The organism is Pseudomonas glycinis, assembly GCF_054871425.1.
Window position 1 is genome coordinate 729702 of the sequence record NZ_JBTYHF010000002.1, and the last position, 25906, is coordinate 755607.

Annotated in this window: 24 protein-coding genes; 11 read left to right on the plus strand and 13 right to left on the minus strand. The window is 61.0% G+C overall.

Annotated elements, in window-relative coordinates; genetic code table 11:
* Positions 1-517: 517 nt before the first annotated feature.
* The 3 genes from ACYSTU_RS07390 to ACYSTU_RS07400 all read right to left on the minus strand — a co-directional run bounded on the left by ACYSTU_RS07390 (position 518) and on the right by ACYSTU_RS07400 (position 1508).
* Entirely contained in the window at positions 518-982 is a 465-nt protein-coding gene (locus tag ACYSTU_RS07390; protein WP_016772356.1) for an inhibitor of vertebrate lysozyme family protein, read from the minus strand.
* Between the two features lie 2 nt (positions 983-984).
* Positions 985-1149, minus strand: coding sequence for a DUF1328 domain-containing protein (locus ACYSTU_RS07395; RefSeq protein ID WP_003177151.1), 165 nt, complete (start codon positions 1147-1149; stop codon positions 985-987).
* 74 nt (positions 1150-1223) lie between these two features.
* The gene (locus ACYSTU_RS07400; protein WP_016772355.1) at positions 1224-1508 is read right to left on the minus strand and encodes a hypothetical protein; all 285 of its coding nucleotides are present in this window, start codon (positions 1506-1508) and stop codon (positions 1224-1226) included.
* Between the two features lie 428 nt (positions 1509-1936).
* On the opposite strand from ACYSTU_RS07400, the gene algB reads away from it, so the two are divergent.
* Together algB and ACYSTU_RS07410 are read left to right on the plus strand one after the other, a co-directional pair.
* A complete protein-coding gene (algB, locus tag ACYSTU_RS07405; protein WP_024014980.1) occupies positions 1937-3283 on the plus strand; it encodes a sigma-54-dependent response regulator transcription factor AlgB in 1347 nt (448 codons plus the stop codon).
* A gap of 10 nt (positions 3284-3293) precedes the next feature.
* On the plus strand, positions 3294-5084 hold the full coding sequence (locus ACYSTU_RS07410; protein ID WP_498997111.1) for an ATP-binding protein: 1791 nt from the start codon (positions 3294-3296) through the stop codon (positions 5082-5084).
* Here the strand turns inward: ACYSTU_RS07410 and ACYSTU_RS07415 are convergent.
* The 7 genes from ACYSTU_RS07415 to ACYSTU_RS07445 all read right to left on the minus strand — a co-directional run bounded on the left by ACYSTU_RS07415 (position 5081) and on the right by ACYSTU_RS07445 (position 12347).
* Positions 5081-6694, minus strand: a complete 1614-nt coding sequence (locus tag ACYSTU_RS07415) for an EAL domain-containing protein (protein WP_498997114.1) — start codon at positions 6692-6694, stop codon at positions 5081-5083. The genes ACYSTU_RS07410 and ACYSTU_RS07415 overlap by 4 nt on opposite strands.
* Positions 6695-6769: 75 nt before the next feature.
* Positions 6770-7552: an N-acetylmuramoyl-L-alanine amidase gene (locus ACYSTU_RS07420; RefSeq protein WP_498997118.1), complete on the minus strand. Its 783-nt coding sequence runs from the start codon at positions 7550-7552 to the stop codon at positions 6770-6772.
* Between the two features lie 101 nt (positions 7553-7653).
* Positions 7654-9669, minus strand: a complete 2016-nt coding sequence (locus ACYSTU_RS07425) for a GGDEF domain-containing protein (protein ID WP_498997121.1) — start codon at positions 9667-9669, stop codon at positions 7654-7656.
* Positions 9666-10544 (minus strand): endonuclease/exonuclease/phosphatase family protein, encoded by an 879-nt coding sequence (locus ACYSTU_RS07430; protein WP_136493262.1) that lies wholly within the window; start codon positions 10542-10544, stop codon positions 9666-9668. The genes ACYSTU_RS07425 and ACYSTU_RS07430 overlap by 4 nt, the downstream gene beginning before the upstream one ends.
* A 14-nt stretch (positions 10545-10558) precedes the next feature.
* Positions 10559-11200 carry a thiol:disulfide interchange protein DsbA/DsbL gene (locus ACYSTU_RS07435; RefSeq protein ID WP_016772349.1) on the minus strand — a complete coding sequence of 214 codons (642 nt, stop codon included), beginning with the start codon at positions 11198-11200 and terminating at the stop codon, positions 10559-10561.
* Positions 11201-11399: 199 nt separating this feature from the next.
* Entirely contained in the window at positions 11400-12011 is a 612-nt protein-coding gene (locus ACYSTU_RS07440; RefSeq protein WP_071173954.1) for a c-type cytochrome, read from the minus strand.
* Between the two features lie 30 nt (positions 12012-12041).
* A complete protein-coding gene (locus ACYSTU_RS07445; protein WP_136493263.1) occupies positions 12042-12347 on the minus strand; it encodes a c-type cytochrome in 306 nt (101 codons plus the stop codon).
* A 191-nt stretch (positions 12348-12538) separates the two neighbouring features.
* On the opposite strand from ACYSTU_RS07445, the gene yihA reads away from it, so the two are divergent.
* Positions 12539-13183, plus strand: coding sequence for a ribosome biogenesis GTP-binding protein YihA/YsxC (gene yihA, locus ACYSTU_RS07450; RefSeq protein ID WP_039757139.1), 645 nt, complete (start codon positions 12539-12541; stop codon positions 13181-13183).
* Between the two features lie 404 nt (positions 13184-13587).
* On the opposite strand, the gene polA is transcribed toward yihA, so the two are convergent.
* Entirely contained in the window at positions 13588-16392 is a 2805-nt protein-coding gene (polA, locus tag ACYSTU_RS07455; RefSeq protein WP_281891641.1) for a DNA polymerase I, read from the minus strand.
* A 74-nt stretch (positions 16393-16466) separates the two neighbouring features.
* On the opposite strand from polA, the gene ACYSTU_RS07460 reads away from it, so the two are divergent.
* Both ACYSTU_RS07460 and ACYSTU_RS07465 read left to right on the plus strand, forming a co-directional pair.
* Positions 16467-16757, plus strand: coding sequence for a DUF2782 domain-containing protein (locus ACYSTU_RS07460; protein ID WP_122603564.1), 291 nt, complete (start codon positions 16467-16469; stop codon positions 16755-16757).
* 58 nt (positions 16758-16815) lie between these two features.
* The gene (locus ACYSTU_RS07465; RefSeq protein WP_016772344.1) at positions 16816-17769 is read left to right on the plus strand and encodes a homoserine kinase; all 954 of its coding nucleotides are present in this window, start codon (positions 16816-16818) and stop codon (positions 17767-17769) included.
* A 128-nt stretch (positions 17770-17897) separates the two neighbouring features.
* Here the strand turns inward: ACYSTU_RS07465 and ACYSTU_RS07470 are convergent, their stop codons facing one another.
* Positions 17898-18818, minus strand: coding sequence for a zinc ABC transporter substrate-binding protein (locus ACYSTU_RS07470; protein WP_498997129.1), 921 nt, complete (start codon positions 18816-18818; stop codon positions 17898-17900).
* 66 nt (positions 18819-18884) lie between these two features.
* On the opposite strand from ACYSTU_RS07470, the gene ACYSTU_RS07475 reads away from it, so the two are divergent.
* Genes ACYSTU_RS07475 through ACYSTU_RS07490 form a run of 4 tightly spaced genes read left to right on the plus strand, consistent with a single transcriptional unit; the run spans position 18885 to position 21684 of the window.
* Entirely contained in the window at positions 18885-19367 is a 483-nt protein-coding gene (locus ACYSTU_RS07475) for a Fur family transcriptional regulator (protein ID WP_016772342.1), read from the plus strand.
* Positions 19367-20152 (plus strand): zinc ABC transporter ATP-binding protein ZnuC, encoded by a 786-nt coding sequence (znuC, locus tag ACYSTU_RS07480; protein WP_024014991.1) that lies wholly within the window; start codon positions 19367-19369, stop codon positions 20150-20152. Before ACYSTU_RS07475 ends, znuC begins: the two co-directional genes overlap by 1 nt.
* Complete coding sequence (gene znuB / locus ACYSTU_RS07485) at positions 20145-20933, plus strand: zinc ABC transporter permease subunit ZnuB (protein WP_016772340.1); 789 nt, start codon at positions 20145-20147, stop codon at positions 20931-20933. Before znuC ends, znuB begins: the two co-directional genes overlap by 8 nt.
* Positions 20934-20970: 37 nt before the next feature.
* Entirely contained in the window at positions 20971-21684 is a 714-nt protein-coding gene (locus ACYSTU_RS07490) for a PA5502 family lipoprotein (protein WP_016772339.1), read from the plus strand.
* 108 nt (positions 21685-21792) lie between these two features.
* Here the strand turns inward: ACYSTU_RS07490 and katE are convergent, their stop codons facing one another.
* On the minus strand, positions 21793-23934 hold the full coding sequence (gene katE, locus ACYSTU_RS07495; protein ID WP_498997136.1) for a catalase HPII: 2142 nt from the start codon (positions 23932-23934) through the stop codon (positions 21793-21795).
* Between the two features lie 262 nt (positions 23935-24196).
* On the opposite strand from katE, the gene ACYSTU_RS07500 reads away from it, so the two are divergent.
* A complete protein-coding gene (locus ACYSTU_RS07500) occupies positions 24197-25204 on the plus strand; it encodes a methionine ABC transporter ATP-binding protein (RefSeq protein ID WP_016772338.1) in 1008 nt (335 codons plus the stop codon).
* Positions 25204-25878 carry a methionine ABC transporter permease gene (locus tag ACYSTU_RS07505; RefSeq protein WP_016772337.1) on the plus strand — a complete coding sequence of 225 codons (675 nt, stop codon included), beginning with the start codon at positions 25204-25206 and terminating at the stop codon, positions 25876-25878. The genes ACYSTU_RS07500 and ACYSTU_RS07505 overlap by 1 nt, the downstream gene beginning before the upstream one ends.
* The last annotated feature ends 28 nt before the right edge of the window (positions 25879-25906 follow it).

Consider the following 25906-nt stretch of genomic DNA (forward strand, 5'->3'; position numbering starts at 1 on the left):
ATCGGCATGAGCTTTTTCATTTGAAACTGGCGTCCCAAGCGGTTCGATTGTGACATTTATGCCGGCATAAGTGCCGTGAACCGGCCGTTACAGCGTAGGCTGGTTAGATTTTGCACAGGAAAAACCGGCGGAAATTTCCGGAAAAAGTCTGAATCGCAAGACTAGAAGTCACACGGAACGAGCGCGATCTTTGTCGATATACGGTCGCCAGGAAACACCGCGAAATGTTTTCCTCGCAGTGTCGACGATTGAAAAAGGAATTTGGCTTGCTGGATCAATGTTTTAGCGGATTCAAAGCCCAGCGCAGATTCGTCAGACCACCGGGTCGACGAACCTGCGGCGCAGCTTTTACCCTGACCCGGCCCTTGCGCAGGTACTCCCTGTACCCGTAGGTCACTCCGACCCCGTATCAGTCAGAACATCCCGGCCCCCTGGTCATGCACCGACCCTCATCGGGCGGCGCAATGGAAAGCAGCGGGGCGCTGCTTTCGTGTTCGAAACCTTTGCGCGTCCTGCGTCAGTACCACTTCGGATCTTTCTTCAGGGTTTCCATCAGCAGATCCTGCATGCCCTGATCAGGTTTGCCGAAGAAGCGATAAGTCGCGTGTCGCGTCGGCGACTTGTCCTGCGGCAGACCTTCCGGCACATCGACCAGCATGGCGTAGGCGTCATCCTTGTCGAAGCTGAAGGCCACGATCAAACGGTGATTCAGACACTTGTCCTGACTCTCGCAGAGCGGGCCGACCAGATACTGATCGCCATCTTCCGTAACGGCATGCATCTGTTGTTCGGAGGTGCCGGACAGGTTGATCACCCATTCCGGTACGCGCTCTTCCTTTTTGATCACGCCTTCCCAGGTTTCACGGTACTGCGCGTCGGAGGCGAGCAGTTCGTTGACCCGGGTTTGGCCGTCATTGGCCGCCATGGCCATGGCACTGCCGCCCAGAAGCAGGGCGGCGGCCAATGTCTTGAGACCGATCATCGTTAACCTCGGCCGCGACGGCCAAAGAAGAAAGAAGCGATGAACATCACCAGGAACACGACAAAGAGAATCTTGGCGATACCCGTGGCGGTGCCCGCGATACCACCGAAGCCCAGAACGGCGGCGATGATGGCAATGATCAAGAATGTAATTGCCCAGCTCAACATGGTGATTCTCCTTACTTCTCTATTTAGGGGTGTTTCCGGTTTCCGGCGCTACGCGCCTGAATGTGTTCAAAGGCTTAGAAAACCCAGCGCTCTTCCCGTGGCAATTGATCCAGCGGTTGCGCCTGGTCGACATCGATCATGTGCATCGAAGCGTTTTCAACCTGGCTGCTGCTCACGGCACTGAAGTGCGTTTGAGTGCTGTGCTGCATCGAAATCAGTGGCTCGGGTTTGCGGCTGTTTTCCCAGCTCATGTACTGCTGGCAAACGATCAGGGTGATCAGCAACGCCAGTACACCGAACAGACCTTGCTGGATCTGCAGTGGCGAAATACGTACTTGGGCGGCGATTGGGCGAGTCATCCTGTGTTCCTCACGCTTGTTCGGTTGGGGCAGTGCTGTTCTGCCCGGGCTGAGTGAGGTATTGCAGCCTGCATGCCAGTTTTTTCATCTGTGAAAAAACCAATGAAAACAAGGAGTTATACGTGATTGAGAAATTTCCTAAGACGCATCCTGCACGATGGCTCTTCTGCGGTCGTGCGCAATGCACGATTATTTCGTGGGAAATTTCGATGATATGGAATTGCTACCGGTACGCAGATGTCAGAAGAGGACGCAGGATCTGCCCTGCAAAACGCAGAATGTTTTAAAACTCAACGAAATCAATGAATTGGCCGTTATGGCAGTAGAGAGCTACCCTCCTATGGCTGGTATCGTTCAGAATCAACCATGCAACTTGCCCGATTTTTCCGGGACTAACCCAAGACTAATCACTATGGAGCGTAGGAAAAATGGAATCTGCCACTGAGCAACAAGGCCGCATTCTGCTGGTGGACGATGAATCCGCCATCCTGCGTACGTTTCGTTATTGCCTCGAAGACGAAGGCTATACGGTAGCCACCGCCAATAGCGCGGCCCAGGCCGATGCTTTGCTGCAACGTCAGGTCTTCGATCTGTGCTTCCTTGATTTGCGCCTCGGCGAGGACAACGGTCTCGACGTCCTCGCGCAGATGCGCATTCAGGCGCCGTGGATGCGCGTAGTGATCGTCACCGCCCATTCGGCGGTCGACACCGCGGTTGATGCCATCCAGGCTGGCGCCGCCGATTATCTGGTCAAGCCGTGCAGCCCTGATCAACTGCGCCTGGCCACCGCCAAGCAGCTGGAAGTGCGCCAGCTCTCCGCGCGCCTTGAAGCGCTGGAAGGCGAGATCCGCAAACCGAAAGACGGTCTCGATTCCCACAGCCCGGCGATGAAAGTCGTGCTGGAAACGGCCCGGCAGGTCGCAAGTACCGACGCCAACATTCTTATCCTTGGCGAGTCCGGCACGGGTAAAGGTGAACTGGCCCGTGCGATCCACGGCTGGAGCAAGCGCGAGAAGAAATCCTGCGTCACTATCAACTGCCCGTCGCTGACTGCCGAGCTGATGGAAAGCGAGCTGTTTGGCCATAGCCGTGGCGCGTTTACCGGCGCCAGCGAAAGCACGCTGGGTCGAGTCAACCAGGCGGACGGCGGCACGCTGTTTCTCGACGAGATCGGCGACTTTCCGCTGACTTTGCAACCCAAGTTGCTGCGCTTCATCCAGGACAAGGAATACGAGCGGGTAGGCGACCCGGTCACTCGCCGCGCCGATGTGCGCATCCTCGCTGCGACCAACCTCAACCTCGAAGACATGGTCCGCGACGGCCGTTTCCGCGAAGACCTGCTCTATCGTCTCAACGTCATCACCCTGCATCTGCCGCCGTTGCGCGAGCGCGCCGAAGACATCCTGACCCTTGCCGATCGCTTCCTCGCACGTTTCGTCAAAGAGTACGCGCGTCCGGCGCGCGGCTTCAGCGATGAGGCGCGCGAAGCGCTGCTCGGTTATCGCTGGCCGGGCAATATTCGCGAACTGCGCAACGTGGTCGAGCGGGCCAGTATCATCTGCCCGCAGGAACGCGTGGAAATCAGCCACCTGGGCATGGCCGAACAACCGGCCAACAACGCGCCACGGGTCGGCGCGGCACTGAGCCTGGACGAGCTGGAGAAAGCGCACATCGGCGCGGTGCTGGCCACCGCCGGCACCCTGGACCAAGCGGCGAAAACCCTCGGCATCGACGCCTCGACCCTGTATCGCAAACGCAAGCAGTACAACCTGTGAGCACTGCGCGATGAAACTGGCGATCAAGCTGCGCACGCGCCTGTTCCTGAGCATTTCTGCGTTGATCACCGTGGCCTTGCTCGGGCTCTTGCTCGGGCTGGTCAGCGTGATGCAGATGGCCGGGTCACAGGAAGCGCTGGTGCGCAGCAACTTCGTCACCCTGGATCTGGGCCTCAAGCTGCGCCAGACCCTCGGTGATCAATTGATCATCATGCTCGCCGAAAAACCCGATCCCGTTGCGTTCGAAGCGTCCAAGCAGCACTACTTCGAGTTGCTCGACCAAGGCATCGCCCAGCAGCAGGAGGGCGATGGCCAGCCTTACGGTTTCCGCCAGGCCAAGGCCGACTACCTGAACTTCCTCGCCTCATTCGACGTGACCGCCGAAGCGGCGAAGAACGCGAGCACCAGCGCGGATTTCCGCGAGCGCTTCAATATTCTCCGTAACGGTTTGATCGCTGAGCACAAACATGCGCTGGAAACCATCAACGCGGTCCAGCACGCTGCCCGTGAACGCGCGTTGCTGATTGCCGGGCTGCTTGGCCTGGTCGGACTGGCGGTGCTGATCATCGGTTTCGTCACCGCCCAGGGCATCGCCCGACGTTTCGGCGCACCGATCGAAGCGCTGGCCAAGGCTGCCGACAATATCGGCCAGGGCAACTATGACGTGACCCTGCCGATTTCCACGGCCATGGAAGTCAACCTGTTGTCGCGACGCTTCGGCCTGATGGCCGAGGCGCTGCGCGAACACCAGGCGATGAATGTCGACGAACTGTTGGCCGGTCAGCAGCGTTTGCAAGCGGTGCTCGACAGTATCGACGACGGTTTGTTGATGATTGATCGCCAGGGCCAGCTCGAACACCTCAACCCCGTGGCTCAGCGCCAGTTGGGCTGGGAAGACGACCGCCTCGGCCAAGGCCTGGGAACTGCACTCGGCCGTCCGGAGCTGGATGCGCAACTGCAATTGGTCCTGCGCGGCGGCACGCTGGAGCGTGCGCCGGAAGATCTGAGCATCGAAGTCGATGGCGAATCGCGCCTGCTGACCTACAGCCTGACGCCGGTCAGTCATACCCAGGGGCATATTCTCGGCGCGGTGATGGTGCTGCACGACGTCACCGAGCAACGCGCGTTCGAGCGCGTGCGCAGTGAGTTTGTCTTGCGCGCTTCCCACGAGCTGCGCACGCCGGTCACAGGCATGCACATGGCTTTCGGGCTGTTCCGCGAGCGGACGAAATTCCCGGCGGAATCGCGCGAAGCTGACCTGCTGGATACGGTCAACGAAGAAATGCAGCGCCTGATGCAGTTGATCAACGACTTGCTGAATTTCTCGCGCTACCAGAACGGCCTACAGAAACTCACTCTGGCGCCATGTTCCATTGAGGACCTGCTGGAGCAGGCGCAGCTGCGCTTTGCCGACGTGGCTGCGGCCAAAGGTGTTGCGCTGAACGTCGAGATTCAAGGCCCGCTGCCGAGGTTGCAGGCTGATCAGGCGCAACTTGATCGCGTCCTCGACAACTTGATCGACAACGCCTTACGCCACACCGCCCGCGACGGGCAGATCCGGCTGCAAGCGCGCCGGCATGGCGAGCGGGTCATCATCAGCGTCGAAGACAATGGCGAGGGCATTGCCTACGGCCAGCAGGGGCGGATCTTCGAACCGTTCGTGCAGGTCGGGCGCAAGAAGGGCGGCGCCGGCCTTGGCCTGGCGCTGTGCAAGGAAATCGTCCAGCTGCACGGCGGGCGCATGGGCGTTTATTCGCGGCCGGGGCAGGGCACTCAGTTCTACATGGCGCTGGCCGTCTAGGCTTCGTCGTCCATACGCCGCGCGGCAAGGCGCCTGCCGCGGGTGATCAGTTCGATGAATTGCACGGCGCTCAGTGCGTGAGCGAACAGCCAGCCCTGACCGAACTTGACCCCCTCACTGCTGAGCAGCGCTGCCTGGGATTCCAGCTCGATGCCTTCGGCAATCACTTTCAGATCCAGCGCCTGCGCCATGCGAATGATGTGCGGAGCGACGCCGCTGCTCGCTGCGTCATGGCCCAGCGCATCAATGAACGCCTTGTCGATCTTCAGGCAGTCCACCGGCAAGGTCTGCAGATAGGCGAGGCTGCAATAGCCGGTGCCGAAATCATCGATCAGCACCTGATGGCCGACGTCGCGCAAGGCTTGCAGGTTTTCCCGCGCCACCACCACATCAATCAGGCCCCGCTCGGTGACTTCGAAGGCTATCTGCCGCGCGGCGACACGGTGCAGCGCGAGCAGCCGCGCCATGACCTGGCCGATGCGCGGCACCATGACATCGCAGGCTGCGAGGTTCACCGAGATATACAGCTGCGGGTTGGCGCGCAGTAACTGCCCCAGTTGTTCGAGCAGACGCTGCAAGACGAAGTCGGTCATCTGCCGGATCTGTCCGGTGTTCTCCGCCATGGGAATGAACAGGTCGGGACTGGTCAGCGTGCCGTCCGGGCGCCGCCAGCGCAGCAGCGCTTCGGCACCGACGCAGTTGCGGCTGTCGAGATCGAAGATCGGCTGATACAGCACCTGCAACTCACCCCGGCGGATCGCCCCGTGCAGCTCGGCATCCAGCGACTGGCGCTGACGCACCAGTAGCAAGGTCAGAAAACCTACAACAGCCCCGGCGATCAGGCACACCGGCAACAGCCACCACCACACAGCCGGGACGTGCATGCCCGTGCGCGGCGTAATCAGCACCAATTGATATTCCGGGTTGTCGGTGGGCATGCGATAGATCAGCCGCGTTTGCGTGACTTGCAGCGCATCAGGGCTCCTCGGTGGCCAGGGTTCGGTCGGTGGCCAGGTCTGTGCGGTGCCGAGCACCGGAATCGCTCGAGTGCCGTGATCGAGTACCACCAGCAGGCTGCTGCCGGGCGACAGATCGACCATGTCGGTCAAATGTCCACGCGAGGTAGCGACACGAAAATTGCCGCGACCGAGCATCAGCGCCGCGCGGTTTTCATCGGGTTCGGTGGTGGTGTTCAGCCAATAGCTGTAGGTCGGGCCCTGAATGTCCGGCGCGCGCACCAACGACAGACCTTCTTGGCGCGGACGGTTGGAGCAGAACCGCGAAGCGTCCATATATGCGGCTTCGTAGACGAAGCGGTAGTTGAAGGTGACTTGCTGCAAGGTCGCGATCATTTCTTCGTCGCAGCCGCGCAAGGGCTGGGCTTCAAGGTCGTCGAGACTTTCGCGCAACTGGCCGAACAATTGTTCGAGGCGCGCGAGGAAACGTTCGCCCTGGGCGTTCATTTCCTGGCTCTCGCGCATTTCCATCTGGCGCATCGCCACGAACATACCGCCGGCGATCAACAGGCTGGCGCTGAGGACAGCCGCGATCATCGCCAAAAAAACAGGGCGATAAAACCAGCTACGCAGCGTCTCTCGGGTCGCAGCCATCAGGGATTTTCCGAAGAATTACCATGAGTTATAGCTGCTGATTGCGATTTCGCCCTGACCGTCGGGCGGGCGTCATTATTTTGTCTGATTGAGAACCAGAAGAAGTGCCGCGGTTTGTGCATCCGGCGTGCCGTCGAAGCGGGCAGGGCGGTAATGCATCTGGAACGCGGCGAGGACATGCCGCGTGGCGACGTCCAGCTCGCCGGTCTGCGGTGTGTCGTAACCCAGACGCGCGAGTTGGGCCTGGAACCAGCCGATCTCCGGCAACGGGTTGCTGCTGAACACCGCCTGCTGACGCGCCACTGCTTGCTCGTTCGGCCACAGGCCAAGGCCTTCGGCGGCGAGACGTTTCCAGGGGAACAGTGGCCCCGGATCAAGCTTGCGCAACGGCGCGATGTCGCTGTGACCGATGATGTGCCGCGGGCTGATGCCGTTGCGTTTGCTGATGTCCTTGAGCAGGGTGATCAACGACTGGATCTGCGCTTCGCTGTACGGATACCACAGGCGCCCGGTCGGTGTGTCCTTGTAGCCGGGATTGACGATTTCGATGCCGATGGAACTGGAGTTCAGCCAAGTACGGCCCTGCCACTGACTTTCGCCGGCGTGCCAGGCGCGCTGGTTCTCGTCCATCAGCTTGTACACGGTGGCGCTCTTGTCATCGCCGATCAGGTAATGGCTACTGACGTCGCCATGGGTCAGCAATTGCAGCGAACGCTCCAGAGACGCGGAGGTGTAATGCACCACAACGAACTGGATGCGGCTGTCGTAATTGGCCGAAGGGTGGCTGGTGTCATAGCGCGGACCGCTGGCGCAACCAGCGAGGACGAGCAGCGAGGCAACAAGGGCAAAGAATTTCATGGCAGAGGACGATACGCTGAAAACGATAATGCAACAGTGTAACGTACGGATTTGCTCAGAGTCCGCCAGCGGGCGGATTTAAACAAAATGGAACAATTGCCTTAGCCGAGCTCGACTCGGTTGCGCCCGGCGTTTTTTGCTCGGTACAGCGCCTGATCGGCTCTTTTCAGCACCAGATCGCTGTGTTCTCCCGCCCGGAATGACGCGAGTCCCATGGAAATGGTGATAGTCACTCGCTCGCCCTTGAAATGAAACGGGCAGGCTTCGATCGCCGCGCGCAGGGTTTCCAGCAGTTTCGCGCCCACCGCTGGTGGCGTCGCGGGCAGCAACAGCACGAACTCCTCACCGCCGAAACGGGCGATGAAATCCGAGCCGCGCAGGCGTTTGCGCAATACCGTGGCGATGATCTTCAGCACTTTGTCGCCGGCCAGATGGCCATAGCTGTCGTTGATCCGCTTGAAGTGATCGAGGTCGAGCATGGCCAGGCTGAGGGTGTTGCCGTGCTGCTGCCATTGCTGGATTTCATGCTCAAGGCGTTCGCTCCACGCCGCACGGTTGGGCAGGCCGGTCAACGGATCGATCAGGGCTTTCTGCCGCTGCTCTTCAAGGTGTTCACGGAAGCCCATGGCTTCCTGCTCCATATGCGCCACGCGCTCCGACAGGCTCTTCAACCTGGCGGCGACTTCCTGTTCGCGGGCGTCGCGCTGCTTCTGGTGCTGGTCCATCGTTCCCAGCAGGCCTTCCAAGTGATTCTCCAGCACATGCTTGAGGTCATCGAGGTCGGCTGCTTGCTGGACGCTGCTCTGCAAGCCGTCGACCTGCTCGCGAATCTGCGTGTCCATGGCCCGCGCCGCCGAGCTGTTGTCGGCATGCCCTTCGCTGGCCGCTTGCAGGTTGCTCTGAAACGCTTCAAGGCGTTCGTTGAGCTGTTGCAGATAGGCTTCGAATTCGTGCTGACCGCTATCGGTAATCGCCAGCATCAAAGTCGCGAGATCGTCGAGGATCGGCAACAGTTCGTACCAGTTCAGCCCGTGTTTGAGCCGTTCGCGCATGGCTTCGGCTTGCGGCCGGTGGCGCTCGGGCAGGGTCAGGTCGTCGAGCAGGCCGATCAGCGTGTCTTCGATATGTCTGGCCACGGAGCTGTAGGACGGCTCCGGGGAATCCGGCAGAGCGAAGAGGATGTCGTGCTCCGACTGCTCCGGGTCGATGGCGGCCAAGGCCTGAGCGATCGGCTCGGGCAAGGGCAGGCTATCGAGAATCAGCGGGAAAGGATCGCCGGGGTGGCTCAGTTCGTCGGGGTTGAACGCCTCGGTTGCTGGCGCAGCGACGGTCATCTCGGTGTCAGGGGCTGGTTCAACCTGCACTGGCTCGGCTTCAACGACGACCACAGGCGCAGCGAACGCAATGACTTGCGGCTCATCAGGCGGTGTCTGGGCGGGCGTTTCGATGACGGTCTCGGGCGCTGCGATCGTTGGCTCAGCTTGGGCCACCGGTGCCGATTGCACAGGCTCCGGTTCAGATTGTCGGGCTTCGACCGGTTGCGGCACTGGTGTGGCTGGTATGTCGGCCGCCGGTGCAGCAGCTTCCTCACCGTCACGGCTGCCAAACAAACGCTGCAACAGCCCCGGCCGGCCAGGCTCGGCAGGCGTTTCCAACTGACTCAAGGCCTTGCCCTGCAAGCCACTGAGTTCGCTCAGCAGCAGCGGCATTTCCCGTGCCTGACCGACGCGGCTGTCCAGTTGCTTGGCGAATTTCTTCAGCGGTTGCGCGACTTCGCGCGGCAGTGGCAGGGCCTGCAACTGGGTGACCAGCGCGGTCAGCGCGGTGCTGACCTGATCAATGCGCGTTTCACGGCGCTGCTCGGAGTCGAGCACGGCTTTTTCCAGACGCGGCAGCAGGGCGGCGAGGCCGGCGTCCATGTCATCGGTACGCACGACTTCGCGCATTTCTTTCATGCACTGATCGACGACCTTGTCGGTGCCCTCGGCCGCCAGCGTGCTGCGCACCAGACCGCGCCGCAGCAGGTCGAGTCGCGCGGCCCAGCGGCGCTCGAGCTTGTCCTGCTGTTCGATGCTCTTGAGGTACTTCTCTTTCCAGCGCTGGGCGTCATCGCTCATTCACAGGTTCCGCGAGGGGCAGGGCTCAACGCGGGCAATGCGTCGGCCGTGAGCGAACCCGGCAGACGAATTTCCACCGCGACCGGCAGGTGATCGGAAATGGGCTGGGCCAGCACCTCGACCTTTTCCAGGGTCAGGGTCGGGCTGAGCAGAATATGATCAAGGCAACGCTGTGGGCGCCAGCTGGGGAAGGTCGCTTCCACCTGCGGGGCCAGCAGGCCGAGATCGCGTAACGGCGAGTGTTCGAGCAGGTCGCTGGCATGGGTATTCATGTCGCCCATCAGCACCTGATGCTTGTACCCGCTGATCAAATCACGAATGTAGGCCAGTTGCAGGCTGCGCGTCCGCGCGCCGAGGGCCAAATGCATCATCACCACCACCAGTGCCTCCGGACCTTCGCCGAAGCGCAGCAGGATCGCGCCGCGACCTTTCGGGCCGGGCAGCGGGTGATCCTCGATCGCCCACGGCTTCAGGCGACTGAGCACGCCATTGCTGTGCTGGGCCAGTCGACCGAGGTTGCGATTGAGTTGTTGATACCAGTAGGGAAAGGCGCCGAGGTGGGCCAGGTGTTCGACCTGATTGACGTAGCCCGAGCGCAGGCTGCCGCCATCGGCTTCCTGCAGCGCGACCAGATCGAAGTCGCCGAGCAGGTCGCCGATCTTCTGCAGATTGCCGGAACGCCCGGTGTGGGGCAGCAGATGCTGCCAGCTGCGGGTCAGGTAATGCCGATAGCGCTCGGTGCTGATGCCGACCTGAATGTTGAAGCTGAGCAAGCGCAGACGCTGGTCTGCGGGCAGGCCCGTAGACGCCAGATGATGCTCGTTGACCTGCGGATCATGCAGGCCAACGATGCGTTCGGACTTCCAGCGGTGCATGACGAATGCCGCGCTTAGTTGGCAGCAGCCTTGTTCGCCGCTCGCTCTTTGGCGACCAGATCGTCAGCCAGCTTCAATGCTTGCTCGGCACCACCGGCAGAGCCGATGTCGAAGCGGTATTTACCATTGACGATCATGGTTGGCACGCCAGTGATTTCGTACTTCTTCGCCAGCTCACGGGCCTTGACGATCTGGCCTTTGATAGCGAACGAGTCGAAAGTGGCGAGGAACTTGTCCTTGTCCACGCCTTGAGTGGCGAGGAAGTCAGCCATGTCGTTCTTGTCGGTGAGCTTCTTGTGTTCTTTCTGGATCGCGTTGAACACGGCGTTGTGCACCTGATGCTCGACACCCATGGCTTCCAGAGTCAGGAACATCTGGCCGTGAGCATCCCATGGGCCGCCGAACATGGCGGGAATGCGCACGAAGTTGACGTCGGACGGCAGTTTTTCAACCCATGGATTGATCACTGGCTCAAAAGCGTAGCAATGCGGGCAGCCGTACCAGAACAGCTCGACCACTTCGATCTTGCCAGGCTTTGCCACCGGCACCGGGTTGGCCAGTTCGACGTAAGGGGCGGCAGGGGCTTCAGCGGCCTGGGCGGTGACGCCGAACAGGCTGGCAGCGACGAGGGCGGCGCTGATGATCAGATTACGCATGCTTTACTCCTGAACAATTTGGGTCGCCTCGCTCGACCTGTTGCGACACAGATCCTGGCGGGCATGAGTGCTGTAGTGTAACGGCAGCGGCCACAAAAAAGGGCGGCCAAAGCCACCCTTTTTATACTTGCTGCGAAGGATTAATCGAGCGTTAACGTGACCGGCGCTGCGCGCCTCGCTCAGCCCTCGATTCAGGGCCTCAGTGCAGGCCCTGGATGTAGCTGGAAACCGCAGCGATGTCTTCGTCGCTCAGCTTGCGTGCGATGGTGCGCATGGTCATCGCGTCGCCGTCGTTGGCGCGACCGCCTTCTTCCTTGCGGAAATCGGTCAGTTGCTTGGCGATGTATTGCGCATGCTGGCCACCCAAGTGTGGGAAGCCTGCGGCGGCATTGCCGGAGCCGTTCGGCGAGTGGCAGCCGGTGCAGGCTGGCAGACCTTTTTCCAGGTTGCCGCCACGGAACAGCGCTTCACCGCGAGCGACGATCTTCGGATCGGCGGCGCCGACGCTGCCTTTCTGGCTGGCGAAGTACGCAGCGATGTCGGCCAGATCCTGGTCATTCAGGTTGGTCAGCAGCCCGGTCATTTCCAGCACCACGCGCTTGCCCGACTTGATGTCGTGCAATTGCTTGTCGAGGTAGCGTTCACCTTGACCTGCCAGTTTCGGAAAGTTTGGCGCCATGCTGTTGCCGTCCGGGCCATGGCAGGCTCCGCACACGGCAGCTTTGGCCTGGCCTGCTGCGGCATCGCCGGCAGCATGGGCGACACCTGAAATTCCCACGGTCAACAGCAGACTCACGATCAATTTGTTCATCAGCTAATCCAACTACGGCTAAGGGTTAAGTTATGGACCGGGCTTACTCTCGCTCATCCACAGGATGATGGCCTGGTAATCCTCGGCACTGCAGTCCATGCACAAACCACGCGGCGGCATCGCCTTGAAACCCTGGGTCACGTGTTGCACCAGCGTCCCCATACCTTTCGCCAACCTCGGCGTCCAAGCTTCCTGATCGCCTCTTGCGGGCGCCATGGGTAGTTGGCCGGAATGACAGGCACCACAAACACGGTTGTACACAGCTTCCGGTTCCTGTGTAGCCTGTGCGCTGTAAAGCGGCATCAAGACTCCGGCAGCCAGCAGCCATTTCGTCATAAAACGACCTTTTCAGGGTTGAGAGCGTTCTGCGTTCTAATGCGCAATCAAAGTCTGTCGCTCTCGTGAACTTCATCCTTCGCTGGGACAAAGCACACACAAAATCTGCGGCATTATATACTGGCGTCACTGAAACGGAAGCGACACCGCGTTCCGCGCCCAATCCCGGCGCCGCCCACATCGGAAATCCCATGCAACTCAAGAATCCCATCCTCGGCCTGTGCCAACAGTCCACGTTCATGCTCAGTGCCGCCAAAGTCGATCAATGCCCAGACGACGAAGGCTTCGAAGTGGCGTTTGCCGGTCGTTCCAACGCTGGCAAATCCAGCGCGCTGAACACCCTGACTCACGCCAGCCTGGCGCGCACCTCGAAAACTCCGGGTCGCACACAGCTGTTGAACTTCTTCAAGCTAGACGATGATCGCCGTCTGGTCGACCTGCCGGGGTACGGTTATGCAAAAGTACCGATCCCGCTCAAGCAACACTGGCAGCGCCACCTCGAGGCTTACCTCGGTGGTCGGGAGAGTTTGAAAGGTCTGATCCTGATGATGGACATCCGCCATCCGATGACCGACTTCGACCTGCTGATGCTCGACTGGGCCGTCGCCGCCGGCATGCCGATGCACATCCTGCTGACCAAAGCCGACAAACTCACCTACGGCGCAGCCAAGAACACCCTGCTGAAAGTACAGTCGGAAATCCGCAAAGGCTGGGGCGACTCGATCACCATCCAGTTGTTCTCCGCACCAAAACGCATGGGCCTGGAAGAGGCCTACACTGTACTGGCCGACTGGATGGAACTGGCAGACAAAGGCGCCGAGGCGGCAGCCGAGTAAGACAATTTCAAAACTGACTGTGGTGCTGTCAGGCAAGGCGAAAGCACCGCTAAAAAGCGGAGTTTAGGGTACCTAAATGAGCATTTTTAGCGGTGCTTTTAACGCAGCATGACGGCATCACAGCCAGTTTTGGGGCAAAAAAAGCCCCGGACTTCATTGGGGAGGGAGAAGTTCCGGGGTTCAAGGTCCGAACCGCTAGGGCGGGGTTCAGATATCTGCCAACACTTAACACAACATAGGAGCATCGAAGGGCTTCACCAGCCATTCAGTACCTCTGAGTGTTCGATCGACAGATTAGTTCAGATTTTTTTCAAAAAGCTTTGGAATAGCCTCAAGCATTTATCGGTCTAAGCCCGGTTCCCGGGGCTTGCCGCGACGGCGCGTCGCGGCAACTTTGCCAATATTCAGTGCGCCTCATCCCAGTTGTTGCCCACGCCAACTTCCACCAGCAGCGGCACATCCAGTTTCGCCGCTTCGCTCATGTGCGTACGAATCTCGGCGCTGACCTGCTCGACCAGATCCTCGCGAACCTCCAGCACCAGTTCGTCGTGTACTTGCAGGATGACCCGCGCGTCCAGACCCGACGTGGTCAGCCAGTTATCCACAGCCACCATGGCTTTCTTGATGATGTCCGCTGCCGTGCCCTGCATCGGCGCGTTGATCGCCGTGCGTTCAGCGGCGGCGCGTTCCTGCGGCTTGTTCGAGTTGATCTCCGGTAGGTACAGGCGACGGCCGAAGAAAGTTTCGACGTAACCCTGATCCGCCGCCTGCGCGCGGGTGCGCTCCATGTATTCGCGCACGCCTGGATAACGAGCGAAGTAAGTGTCGATGTAAGCCTTGGCGGTCTTGGTGTCGACGCCGATGTCCTTGCCGAGCTTCTGCGCGCCCATGCCGTAGATCAGACCGAAGTTGATCGCCTTGGCGCTGCGGCGCTGGTCTGAGGTCACTTGATCAAGCTCGACCTTGAATACTTCGGCAGCGGTTGCAGTGTGCACGTCGAGATTGTTGCGGAAGGCGTTCATCAGGCCTTCGTCACGGGACAGGTGGGCCATGATCCGCAGTTCGATCTGCGAATAGTCCGCCGCCAGCAGTTTGTAGCCTTTGGGTGCGACGAACGCCTGACGAATGCGTCGGCCTTCGGCGGTGCGCACCGGAATGTTCTGCAGGTTCGGGTCACTGGAGGACAGGCGCCCGGTCGAAGCCACAGCCTGGTGATACGAGGTGTGGATGCGCCCGGTGCGCGGGTTGATCTGCTCCGGCAGGCGATCGGTGTAGGTGCTTTTCAGCTTGCTCATCGAGCGGTGCTCCATCAGCACCTTCGGCAAGCGGTGATCGTCTTCGGCGAGTTTCGCCAACACTTCTTCAGCGGTGGACGGCTGGCCTTTGGCGGTTTTCTTCAGCACCGGCAGGCCGAGCTTTTCATAAAGAATCACGCCCAGCTGCTTCGGCGAGCCGAGGTTGAATTCTTCCCCGGCGATTTCGAAGGCTTCACGCTCCAGCGCGACCATTTTGTTGCCCAGCTCGATGCTCTGAATGCCCAGCAACTCGGCATCGACGAACGCACCCTGGCGTTCGATGCGCGCCAGCACTGGCACCAGCGGGATCTCAATGTCGGTCAGCACGCTGGCCAGGCTCGGAATCGCGCTGAGCTTGTCGAACAGGGTCTGGTGCAGGCGCAGGGTGATGTCGGCGTCTTCGGCGGCGTACGGCCCGGCCTGTTCCAGGGCGATCTGGTCGAAGGTCAGTTGCTTGGCACCTTTGCCGGCGATGTCCTGGAAGCTCACCGTGGTGTGGTCAAGGTACTTCTGCGCGAGGCTGTCCATGTCGTGACGGGTCGCGGTGGAATTGAGTACGTAGGACTCGAGCATGGTGTCGAAGGCGATGCCGCGCACGCTGATGCCTTCACTCTGATCGCCGCCAATGGCGCAGTTGGCCAGAATGTTCATGTCGAACTTGGCGTGCTGGCCGACCTTGAGTTTGTTCGGGTCTTCCAGAATAGGCTTGAGTGCGCGCAGCACGGTGTCGCGATCCAGCTGCTCCGGCACGCCGATGTAGGAGTGGGTCAGCGGGATGTACGCGGCTTCGTTGGCCTGTACGGCGAACGACAGGCCAACCAGTTGCGCCTGCTGCGCGTCGATGCCGGTGGTCTCGGTGTCGAAGGCGATCAGTTTGGCGTTGCGCAGTTTTTCCAGCCAGACGTCGAAGCGGACCTGATCGAGGATGGTTTCGTATGCGGCCTCGACAGGAGCAACAGGTGCCTCGGCTTGCGGGGCGCTGAACAGATCGCCCGCCGGCGCAGGTTCGGCCGCCGCGCTCAGTTCCAGACGCTTGGCATCGCGATCCAGATCATTGAGCCAGCTCTTGAATTCCAGCAGGGTGTACAGCTCGTAGAGTTTGGCCGGATCCTCCTGGCCCATCTGCAGATCATCGAGACCGATATCCAGCGGCACATCGACCTTGATGGTCGCCAGTTGATAGGACAGGAAAGCCATCTCCCGGTGTTCTTCGAGCTTGGCCGGCAAGGTTTTTGCGCCACGGATCGGCAGGGTCGGCACGATGTCGAGGTTGGCGTACAGCTCGGTCAGACCGCCGTTGACGCCGACCAGCAGCCCGGACGCCGTCTTCGGGCCGATGCCCGGCACGCCCGGAATGTTGTCGGAGGAATCGCCCATCAGCGCCAGGTAATCGATGATCTGCTCCGGTGCGACGCCAAATTTCTCCTTAACGCCTTCCACATCCATCGAGCTACCGGACATGGTGTTGACCAAGGTAATGTGGCCGTCGACCAGTTGCGCCATGTCCTTGTCGCCGGTGGAGATGATCACCGGGCGATCGGCCGCCGCGCTGCTGCGGGCCAGGGTGCCGATCACATCGTCGGCCTCGACGCCGTCCACGCACAGCAGCGGGAAGCCGAGGGCGATCACGCTCTGGTGCAGCGGCTCGATCTGCACGCGCATGTCATCGGGCATGCTCGGCCGGTTGGCCTTGTATTCGGCGTACATCTCATCGCGAAATGTCCCGCCCTTGGCGTCGAACACTACGGCGAAGGGGCTGTCCGGGTACTGCTTGCGCAGACTCTTGAGCATGTTCAGCACGCCTTTGACCGCACCGGTCGGCAGGCCTTTGGACGTGGTCAGTGGCGGCAGTGCATGAAAGGCGCGGTACAGGTAAGACGAACCGTCCACCAGGACGAGGGGGGCTTGGCTCATGAGCAGGATCAACCTTTTCGGCGGGTCCGGGGCTAGAATAGCGGGACCGTTGACGACAAAGGGACAAGGTTATCATGCGTACGTTAAATCGCTTGCTGCTGGTCGGGTTGATCGCTGTCTCACCACTGGCCGCGATGGCGGCGGATGATGCGCCGGGCGGCGACCCCGAGGTCACCATTCACACGGAGGGGGACAAAACCATTCAGGAGTACAGCCGGAATGGCTTCGTCTATGCGATCAAGGTCACGCCCAAGAAGGGCAAACCGTATTTCCTGGTGCGCGCCGATGGTTCGGACGCCAATTACATCAGATCCGACCAGCCGGATATGCTGATTCCGTCGTGGGAAATCTTTACCTGGAAGTAAGCTTCCCGATTTTTAATCGGCGTCGCCTGACTGCGGCGCCAAAACTGAGCAGTTTTCAATGTCTGTGTTCACTCCCCTGGCTCGGCCCGAGCTGGAAACCTTTCTCGCCCCTTACGGGCTCGGCCGCCTGCTTGATTTCCAGGGGATCGCCGCCGGCAGCGAAAACACCAATTTCTTCATCAGTCTGGAGCAGGGCGAGTTTGTCCTGACCCTGGTCGAGCGCGGCCCGGTGCAGGAGATGCCGTTCTTCATCGACCTGCTCGACGTGCTGCACGAAGCCGAACTGCCGGTGCCTTACGCCCTGCGCACCACCGACGGCTTGGCCCTGCGTGAGCTCAAAGGCAAACCGGCGCTGCTGCAACCGCGCCTGTCCGGCAAGCACATCAAAGTCGCTAACGCCCAGCACTGCGCCCAGGTCGGCGAGTTGCAGGCGCATCTGCACCTGGCGACCCAAGGCGAGCGCATGATCAAGCGCAAGACCGATCGTGGTCTGGACTGGATGCTGGAGGAGGGCACTGAATTTCTCTCGCACCTGAGCGATGAGCCGCGTGCCTTGCTGCAAAAGGCGCTGGATGAGATCACCGAGCGCAAAGACAAGATCCTTGCACTGCCTCGGGCGAACATTCACGCCGACCTGTTCCGCGACAACGCCATGTTCGAAGGCACCCACCTGACCGGGCTGATCGACTTCTACAACGCCTGCTCGGGGCCGATGCTGTACGACGTGGCAATTGCCTTGAATGACTGGTGTTCTGACGAGGAGGGCGTGATCGATGGCCCGCGTGCGCGTGCGTTTCTCGGTGCCTATGCGGCGCTGCGGCCGTTCACGGCGGCGGAGGCTGAGCTCTGGCCAACGATGTTGCGTGTGGCCTGTGTGCGGTTCTGGCTGTCACGCTTGATCGCCGCCGAGCAGTTCGCCGGGCAGGATGTGTTGATTCACGATCCGCAGGAATTCGAGCAGCGCCTGGCGCAGCGGCAGAAGGTGAGCACACCGTTGCCTTTCGCCCTCTGAGTAGATTCGCCAAGCAAACATGAACCTGTGGAAGCGAGCCTGCTCGCGAAGGCGGCGGCCCGTTCAGCATTTTTGCTGACTGACCCACCGCTTTCGCGAGCAGGCTCGCTCCCACAGGGTTTGTGTTGTTACAGCGACTCCAGGCACCCGGCCAGATCATTGCCGAGTTTTTCCAGCACCTGCTCATAGCCCTGAGCCGTCGCCGGGGTGTACCCGCCCAACGCATCCAGCTCGGCCAGTTTCACTGGCAAACCGGCCACCAGCGTTTCCGCCAGGCGCGGACGCAATGGCGGTTCGCTGAACACACAGGTCTTGCCTACTTCCTGCAAGCGCTTGCGCATCGCCGCCACATGCTGGGCACCGGGCTGCACTTCAGCAGCGACGGCGAACACTCCGGCGTGCTTCAGGCCGTAAGCGTCTTCGAAATAATCAAAGGCCTCGTGAAAGACGAAGTACGGCTTGCCTTCGACATTGGCCAGGCGCTTCTTCAAACGCTGATCGAGCGCATCCAGACGTTCATCAAAGGCTTTGGCATTGCTCTGATAACGCTGGGCATTGGCCGGGTCGGCGGCGCTGAGGTCGGCGGCCATTTTGTCGGCGATCACCCGCGCATTGACCGGTGACAGCCACAAATGTGCATCCAGCGAGCCGGGGCGATGATCGTGATCATGCTCGTCGGCTTCTTCGGCATGGGAATGGTTGTCCGCGCCAAAATGCCTCAGCTTCAGGCCTGGCAGATCCTGCACCGCGACGCTCGGCAGGCTGCGACCGCCGAGTACCCGCGGCAGGAAACCTTCTATGTCCGGGCCGATCCAGTAGAGCAGATCGACCGACTGCACCTTCCGTACGTCGGACGGGCGCAGGGCGTAATTGTGCGGCGAGGCACCCGGTGGCAGCAGCACCTCGGGAATCGCCACGCCGTCCTGCACGGCAGCGGCAATCAACTGCAACGGTTTGATGCTGGTGAGCACTTTGACCTCGGCCTGAGCCGTACCGATCAGCAGAAAACTGGCAACAAAAGCCACAAAAACAGAAAAAAGTCGGGACACGATGACCACTCAAGGAAGCGAGAACGGGTAACATAATAACGTCTCCAGCAAATCTCGTCGCCGCTCATGCCTATTACCCCGATTGCCAGCCGTCCCCACGACCACTCCCATTGCGTGCACAGCGCTTTGTCCGAGGCCGATACCTTGTGCGCGCAGAAAGGTTTGCGTCTGACTGCCCTGCGCCGCCGCGTGCTGGAACTGGTCTGGCAAAGCCACAAGCCACTGGGTGCCTATGACATCCTCGCGGTGCTCAGCGAGCAGGACGGCCGCCGCGCCGCGCCGCCTACGGTGTACCGCGCACTGGATTTCCTGCTGGAAAACGGCCTGGTCCATCGCATCTCGTCGCTCAACGCCTTCGTTGGCTGCGTGCATCCTGAACACGCGCATCAGGGCCAGTTCCTGATCTGCCGCGAGTGCCACGCCGCGATCGAACTTGAACAAAAAGTAATCAGCGACGCGATCATCAGCAGCGCCAGAGACGTCGGTTTCATCGTCGAAGCGCAGACGGTCGAAGTGGTTGGTCTGTGCGCCGGTTGCCAGGGGGCCTGATGAGCAACGCGCTGATCCGTCTGGAGCAGGTCGCCGTCACGTTTGCCGGGCAGACCGTGCTGGACAACATCGAGCTGAGCGTCGAGCCGGGGCAGATCGTCACCCTGATCGGCCCCAACGGCGCCGGCAAGACCACGCTGGTACGCGCCGTGCTCGGGCTGTTGAAGCCGAACAGTGGCAGCGTCTGGCGCAAACCGAAACTGCGCGTCGGCTACATGCCGCAGAAACTGCATGTCGACCCGACCCTGCCGCTGTCAGTGCTGCGCTTCCTGCGCCTGGTGCCCGGCGTCGATCGTTCGCGTGCCCTGGCCGCGTTGAAGGAAGTCGGTGCCGAACATGTGATCGACAGCCCGGTGCAGAGCGTTTCCGGCGGCGAAATGCAGCGCGTGCTGCTGGCTCGGGCACTGCTGCGTGAGCCAGAGCTGCTGGTGCTCGATGAGCCGGTGCAGGGCGTCGACGTGGCCGGGCAGGCCGAGTTGTACAGCCTGATTACCCGGCTGCGCGACCGCCACGGTTGCGGCGTGCTGATGGTGTCCCACGATTTGCATCTGGTGATGAGCACCACCGATCAGGTGGTCTGCCTGAACCGCCACGTCTGCTGCTCCGGGCACCCCGAGCAGGTCAGCGGCGATCCGGCATTCGTCGAACTGTTCGGCAAGAACGCGCCGAGTCTGGCGATCTATCACCACCATCACGACCACGCCCACGACCTGCACGGTTCGGTGGTCAAAGGCCCGCTCGGCGGGCAACCTCATGTTCATGGAGACGGCTGCAAGCATGGCTGATTTTCTTTTGTATGCCCTGCTTGCAGGTCTGGCCCTGGCGCTGGTGGCCGGACCGCTCGGCTCGTTTGTGGTGTGGCGGCGCATGGCCTATTTCGGCGATACGCTGTCCCACGCTGCGTTGCTTGGCGTGGCGCTGGGCTTTCTGCTGGACGTCAGCCCGACGGTGGCGGTGACGGTCGGTTGCCTGCTGCTGGCGGTGCTCTTGGTGACGCTGCAACAGCGCCAGCCGCTGGCGTCCGACACGCTGTTGGGAATTCTTGCGCCAAGCACGCTCTCTCTCGGCCTGGTGGTACTAAGCTTCATGCATGAAGTGCGGATCGACCTGATGGCCTATCTGTTCGGCGACTTGCTGGCAATCAGTCCGAGCGACCTGGCGTGGATTCTCGGCGGCACTGCGGCGGTGCTGGTGTTGCTGGTGACGCTGTGGCGGCCGCTGCTGGCGGTCACCGTGCACGAAGAACTGGCGCGGGTCGAAGGCTTGCCGGTGGCGGGTTTGCGCTTGGCGCTGATGCTGTTGATCGCGGTGGTGATCGCCGTGGCGATGAAAATCGTCGGGGTGCTGCTGATCACTTCGCTGCTGATCATCCCTGCGGCTGCGGCACAGCGTCACGCCCGTTCGCCGGAGCAGATGGCCTTGGGCGCGAGCCTGCTGGGCATGCTCGCAGTGTGCGGCGGGCTGGCGTTGTCGTGGTTCAAGGACACCCCGGCGGGGCCGTCTATCGTGGTGACGGCAGCCGCGCTGTTTCTGTTGAGTTTTGTTCTGCCCCGTCGTGGGGTGTAGACTTGGCCGCTTTTTGCGCAATTAGAGAGTCGCAGGAATGAAGCCGTTCGCCTCCCGTTATCTGCTCCTTGTCGCATTTTCAGTGCTGCTGGGCGCCTGCCAAAGCACGCCGCCGGTGGCTGAAGTCCCGGATGCGCGGGCTACGGCCATCGCACAGCTGGAGCAAAGCCTGGCCAGCAGCGAACTGGCCACCGCCGAAGACCAGTTGGCCGCGTTGCAGGCCGCAACCCCCAATGATCAATCCCTTGAGCAGTACCAGCGGCAGCTGGCCGAGGCGTATTTGCGCCGCAGCCAGATCGTCCTGCAGAAAGGCGATGTCAACGCTGCCGCCACCGCGCTCAGCCGCGCCCGTGCTCTGATGCCCAAGGCGCCGGCGCTGACCGGCGGCGTCAACGGCGCGATCACCGAAGCGCGCAAGGCCGAGCTGGAAAAGGCTGAGGCCGCGCTGCTGGCTGCCGAAGCCAGGCCGAAAGCCAAGGTCATCGACCCGACCGCCGAGAGCACCACCGTTGCGTTGAACATCGGCGATATTCACAAGCTGCAACGACAACTCGATGCGATCGCCGCCGATGTGGTGAATTACGAATGCGCCGTCAGCATTCAGGCGCCGCGCACCGCGGATTACCCGTGGCTGGCGACGTTGCTGAGCAAGCGAGTCAAGAAGCTCGATCCTGATTTTGATCTGCAGATCGAGAAGCAGATCTTGCGCACAGTGCCGGCGCAGATGGTTTTAAGCCCGCGTAAACCATAAAAAGCTTCGTCGGAACGCCGCCCGGAGCAGGCTCGCTCCCACAGGTGCAACAGCGTACCTGTGGGAGCGAGCCTGCTCGCGAAAGCGTCCGCTCAGCCAATAAAGATCTTAAGCCGGAATCGCCTTGGCCTTAGGCTCCCGCGCCCAGACCCGATGCTCGCCAATCGCGGCGAAGAACGGTTTGGTCAACGCACCCACATCCGCGCCCTGCAACAGCCCCGCATCCGCGTCGAGCTTCAGCAAGTCCTGCAATTGCTTGGCCTCGCCGTGCAGCGCGATCGCCTTCAGGTGCTTGTACGCTTCCAGCAGGTAATGCAACGCCACTCCATCACCGCTCAACGCAGTAATCGACGCCGCGCCACCCGGTACGAACACCGCATCGAACGCAATTGAAGGCATGCCTTCCATCGACGCATCCACCGGCAATGCCTTGCCGTCAGCAGTCTTGACTGGCGCCGAGGTTGGGCCGACCAGTTTCGCGTGGGCGCCTTCGGCTTCCAGCGCTTTCTTCATCGCATCGATGGCCGCAGCGTCAACACCATTGGCAGCAAGGATCGCCACTTTGCGCGTTTTGATATTGCCTGGTAGCAGGTTGGCCTGGCTCAGCGCTGGCGATTGCTCCAGCGAGGTCTTGCGCACTTCGACCGTGCCTTTGGCTGGCGCCGGCAAGCCGAGGTTTTCCGCCACGCGTTTGGCCAGGGTCAGGTCGATATTGGCAAGGATCTCGTTCACTTCACGGGCACGGATGAACTCACGCTCGACCTTGCCCAGCTCGAAGCTGTAGGCAGCGATGATGTGCTCTTTCTCGTGGTCGCTCATGCTGTTGAAGAACAAGCGGGCCTGGGAGAAGTGATCGCTGAACGACTCGCTGCGTTGACGGATCTTCGCGGCGTCGATGCGCTCCGGGTAGCTCTCGAAACCACCGTCCTGTGCCGCCGGCGGGGTTTCTTTCGGCCAGCCGCCGTCGATCGAGTTTGGCTCGTACGAGGCACGACCCTTATCGATGGTGGTGCGGTGCTGTGCGTCACGCTGGCCGTTGTGGAACGGCGCCACCGGACGGTTGATCGGCAGCTCATGGAAGTTCGGCCCGCCGAGTCGGCTGATCTGCGTGTCGGTGTAGGAGAACAGTCGACCTTGCAGCAGCGGGTCATTGGAGAAGTCGATGCCTGGCACGATATGGCCCGGGCAGAAAGCGACCTGCTCGGTTTCGGCGAAGAAGTTGTCCGGGTTGCGGTTCAGGGTCATTTTGCCCAGCGGCGTGATCGGGACGATTTCTTCGGGGATGATCTTGGTCGGGTCGAGAATGTCGAAATCAAAGTCGTGTTCGTTCTCTTCTTCGACGATCTGTACGCCCAGTTCCCACTCCGGGTAGTCGCCCATTTCGATCGCTTCCCACAGGTCGCGACGGTGGTAGTCGGTGTCTTTACCGGCGAGCTTCTGCGCCTCGTCCCACACCAGCGAGCAGGTGCCGGCGGTAGGGCGCCAGTGGAATTTGACGAAGCGTGATTTGCCCTCGGCGTTGATCAGGCGGAAGGTGTGCACACCGAAGCCCTGCATGCTGCGCAGGCTTTTCGGGATGGCCCGGTCGGACATCGCCCAGATGACCATGTGCGCCGATTCCGGCACCAGCGAGACGAAGTCCCAGAACGTATCGTGAGCCGAGCCGCCGGTGGGGATTTCGTTGTGCGGCTCGGGTTTCACCGCGTGGACGAAATCCGGGAACTTGATCGCGTCCTGAATGAAGAACACCGGCATGTTGTTGCCGACCAGGTCGAAGTTGCCTTCATCGGTAAAAAATTTCACCGCAAAGCCGCGCACGTCACGCACGGTATCGCCGGAACCCCGTGGCCCCTGCACCGTGGAAAAACGCACGAACACCGGGGTTTTCTTGCCCGGATCCTGTAGGAAACCGGCCTTGGTCAGCGCTGCATGGTTCTCGTAGGTCTGAAAGAAACCGTGCGCGCCGGTGCCGCGCGCATGGACAATGCGCTCCGGAATCCGCTCATGGTCAAAGTGCGTGATTTTTTCACGCATGATGAAGTCTTCCAGCAGCGAAGGCCCGCGCGGCCCGGCTTTGAGGGTGTTCTGGTTGTCGGCGATCTTCACGCCCTGATTGGTGCGCAGTGCCTGACCGGTGGCGTCCGAACGGAATTCTTCCAGGCTGTCGAGCTTGGCGTTGGTGTTGGCGCGATCCGGGGTGTCGGTTCCGGCCATCTCGCTTTTATCGGGTGCAGGCTTTTTGATGCTCATCAGACGTAAACTCCTCGTTTGGCCCCGGATGCCTTCCGCAGACCCTTGAGTGATTCCCGGGCACGGCACCCAGGGTTTCAAGTCGCTTACTTAGTGACTGATGAGCGTTTCAGCCGTTCCGTTTATCTGACCTTTGATCGCGTTATTGCCAAATTGAAGGTTAATTGCGAAATAAATGCTAAGAACCTCTATACGGACAGGCTAAAATGCGCGCCCGGCTAACCGCTGATCCTTTTCCAACGCGCCCCACAAGGTTCGCTACGTGATCGAGTTTCAAAACGTCCACAAGACTTACCGCGTTGCCGGTAAGGATATTCCCGCGCTGCACCCGACCAGTCTCGCCATCGAGAACGGCCAGGTGTTCGGCCTGATTGGCCATTCCGGTGCGGGCAAAAGTACCCTGCTGCGGCTGATCAATCGCCTGGAAGATTCCAGTGGCGGCAAGATCATCGTCGACGGCGAAGAAGTCACCGCACTGGACGCCAACGGCCTGCGCCGTTTCCGCCAGCAGGTCGGGATGATCTTCCAGCACTTCAACCTGCTCGCCTCCAAGACTGTCGCCGATAACGTGGCCTTGCCGCTGACCTTGGCCGGTGAGCTGTCGAGCAGTGAAATCAATCAACGGGTGGCCGAGTTGCTGGCGCGGGTCGGTCTGTCCGACCACGCGAAAAAGTACCCGGCGCAATTGTCCGGCGGTCAGAAGCAACGCGTCGGCATTGCCCGTGCGCTGGCGACCAAGCCGAAGATTCTGCTGTGCGACGAGGCCACCAGTGCCCTCGACCCGCAGACCACCGCATCGGTTCTGCAACTGCTGGCGGAAATCAATCGCGAACTGAAACTGACCATCGTCCTGATCACCCACGAGATGGACGTGATCCGGCGCGTCTGCGATCAGGTCGCGGTGATGGACGCCGGCGTGATCGTCGAGCAGGGTCCGGTGGCCGATGTGTTCCTGCATCCGCAGCACCCGACCACCAAGCGTTTCGTCCAGGAAAGCGAGCAGATCGACGAGAGCGAACAGCGTGACGATTTCGCCCACGTGCCGGGGCGTATCGTGCGTCTGACCTTCCAGGGCGAAGCGACCTACGCGCCGTTGCTCGGCACCGTCGCCCGGGAAACCGGCGTCGACTACAGCATCCTCGCCGGTCGCATCGACCGCATCAAAGACATTCCGTACGGGCAACTGACCCTCGCTGTCACCGGTGGCGACATGGAGGCGGCGTTTGCCCGCTTCACCGCCGCTGACGTTCACATGGAGGTGTTGCGCTAATGGCTGACCTGATGAGTTTCTTCGCCAATATCGACTGGTACGAAATCTGGCTGGCGACTGGCGACACCATGCTGATGCTCGGCGGTTCGCTGCTGTTCACCGTGCTGCTCGGCCTGCCGCTGGGCGTGCTGCTGTTTCTCTGCAGCCCGCGTCAGTTGCTGGAAAACCGTGGCCTCTACGCCGTGCTGTCGCTGGTGGTGAACATCTTGCGTTCGCTGCCGTTCATCATTCTGCTGATCGTGATGATCCCGTTCACCGTGCTGATCACCGGCACCTCGCTGGGTGTGGCCGGGGCGATCCCGCCGCTGGTGGTGGGCGCCACGCCGTTCTTCGCGCGTCTGGTGGAAACCGCGCTGCGCGAAGTCGATCGCGGCATCATCGAAGCGACCCAGTCGATGGGCGCGACCACGCGGCAGATCATCATGAACGCCTTGCTGCCGGAAGCCCGTCCGGGCATCTTCGCAGCGATTACGGTGACAGCGATTACACTGGTGTCCTACACGGCGATGGCCGGTGTGGTCGGCGCCGGTGGTCTGGGCGACCTGGCGATCCGTTTCGGCTACCAGCGTTTCCAGACCGACGTGATGATCGTCACCGTGGTGCTGCTGTTGATTCTGGTGCAAGTGCTGCAAATGGTTGGCGACCGCCTGGTCGTGCATTTCTCGCGCAAATAAGCGGTTTTTTAATCAAGAGGCGCGGGCC

Excerpts from the sequence above, each read along its gene's own strand:
- ACYSTU_RS07390 (WP_016772356.1), bottom strand. The coding sequence starts at position 982 with ATGATCGGTCTCAAGACATTGGCCGCCGCCCTGCTTCTGGGCGGCAGT.
- ACYSTU_RS07395 (WP_003177151.1), bottom strand. The coding sequence starts at position 1,149 with ATGTTGAGCTGGGCAATTACATTCTTGATCATTGCCATCATCGCCGCC.
- ACYSTU_RS07400 (WP_016772355.1), bottom strand. The coding sequence starts at position 1,508 with ATGACTCGCCCAATCGCCGCCCAAGTACGTATTTCGCCACTGCAGATC.
- algB (WP_024014980.1), top strand. The coding sequence starts at position 1,937 with ATGGAATCTGCCACTGAGCAACAAGGCCGCATTCTGCTGGTGGACGAT.
- ACYSTU_RS07410 (WP_498997111.1), top strand. The coding sequence starts at position 3,294 with ATGAAACTGGCGATCAAGCTGCGCACGCGCCTGTTCCTGAGCATTTCT.
- ACYSTU_RS07415 (WP_498997114.1), bottom strand. The coding sequence starts at position 6,694 with ATGGCTGCGACCCGAGAGACGCTGCGTAGCTGGTTTTATCGCCCTGTT.
- ACYSTU_RS07420 (WP_498997118.1), bottom strand. The coding sequence starts at position 7,552 with ATGAAATTCTTTGCCCTTGTTGCCTCGCTGCTCGTCCTCGCTGGTTGC.
- ACYSTU_RS07425 (WP_498997121.1), bottom strand. The coding sequence starts at position 9,669 with ATGAGCGATGACGCCCAGCGCTGGAAAGAGAAGTACCTCAAGAGCATC.
- ACYSTU_RS07430 (WP_136493262.1), bottom strand. The coding sequence starts at position 10,544 with ATGCACCGCTGGAAGTCCGAACGCATCGTTGGCCTGCATGATCCGCAG.
- ACYSTU_RS07435 (WP_016772349.1), bottom strand. The coding sequence starts at position 11,200 with ATGCGTAATCTGATCATCAGCGCCGCCCTCGTCGCTGCCAGCCTGTTC.
- ACYSTU_RS07440 (WP_071173954.1), bottom strand. The coding sequence starts at position 12,011 with ATGAACAAATTGATCGTGAGTCTGCTGTTGACCGTGGGAATTTCAGGT.
- ACYSTU_RS07445 (WP_136493263.1), bottom strand. The coding sequence starts at position 12,347 with ATGACGAAATGGCTGCTGGCTGCCGGAGTCTTGATGCCGCTTTACAGC.
- yihA (WP_039757139.1), top strand. The coding sequence starts at position 12,539 with ATGCAACTCAAGAATCCCATCCTCGGCCTGTGCCAACAGTCCACGTTC.
- polA (WP_281891641.1), bottom strand. The coding sequence starts at position 16,392 with ATGAGCCAAGCCCCCCTCGTCCTGGTGGACGGTTCGTCTTACCTGTAC.
- ACYSTU_RS07460 (WP_122603564.1), top strand. The coding sequence starts at position 16,467 with ATGCGTACGTTAAATCGCTTGCTGCTGGTCGGGTTGATCGCTGTCTCA.
- ACYSTU_RS07465 (WP_016772344.1), top strand. The coding sequence starts at position 16,816 with ATGTCTGTGTTCACTCCCCTGGCTCGGCCCGAGCTGGAAACCTTTCTC.
- ACYSTU_RS07475 (WP_016772342.1), top strand. The coding sequence starts at position 18,885 with ATGCCTATTACCCCGATTGCCAGCCGTCCCCACGACCACTCCCATTGC.
- znuC (WP_024014991.1), top strand. The coding sequence starts at position 19,367 with ATGAGCAACGCGCTGATCCGTCTGGAGCAGGTCGCCGTCACGTTTGCC.
- znuB (WP_016772340.1), top strand. The coding sequence starts at position 20,145 with ATGGCTGATTTTCTTTTGTATGCCCTGCTTGCAGGTCTGGCCCTGGCG.
- ACYSTU_RS07490 (WP_016772339.1), top strand. The coding sequence starts at position 20,971 with ATGAAGCCGTTCGCCTCCCGTTATCTGCTCCTTGTCGCATTTTCAGTG.
- katE (WP_498997136.1), bottom strand. The coding sequence starts at position 23,934 with ATGAGCATCAAAAAGCCTGCACCCGATAAAAGCGAGATGGCCGGAACC.
- ACYSTU_RS07505 (WP_016772337.1), top strand. The coding sequence starts at position 25,204 with ATGGCTGACCTGATGAGTTTCTTCGCCAATATCGACTGGTACGAAATC.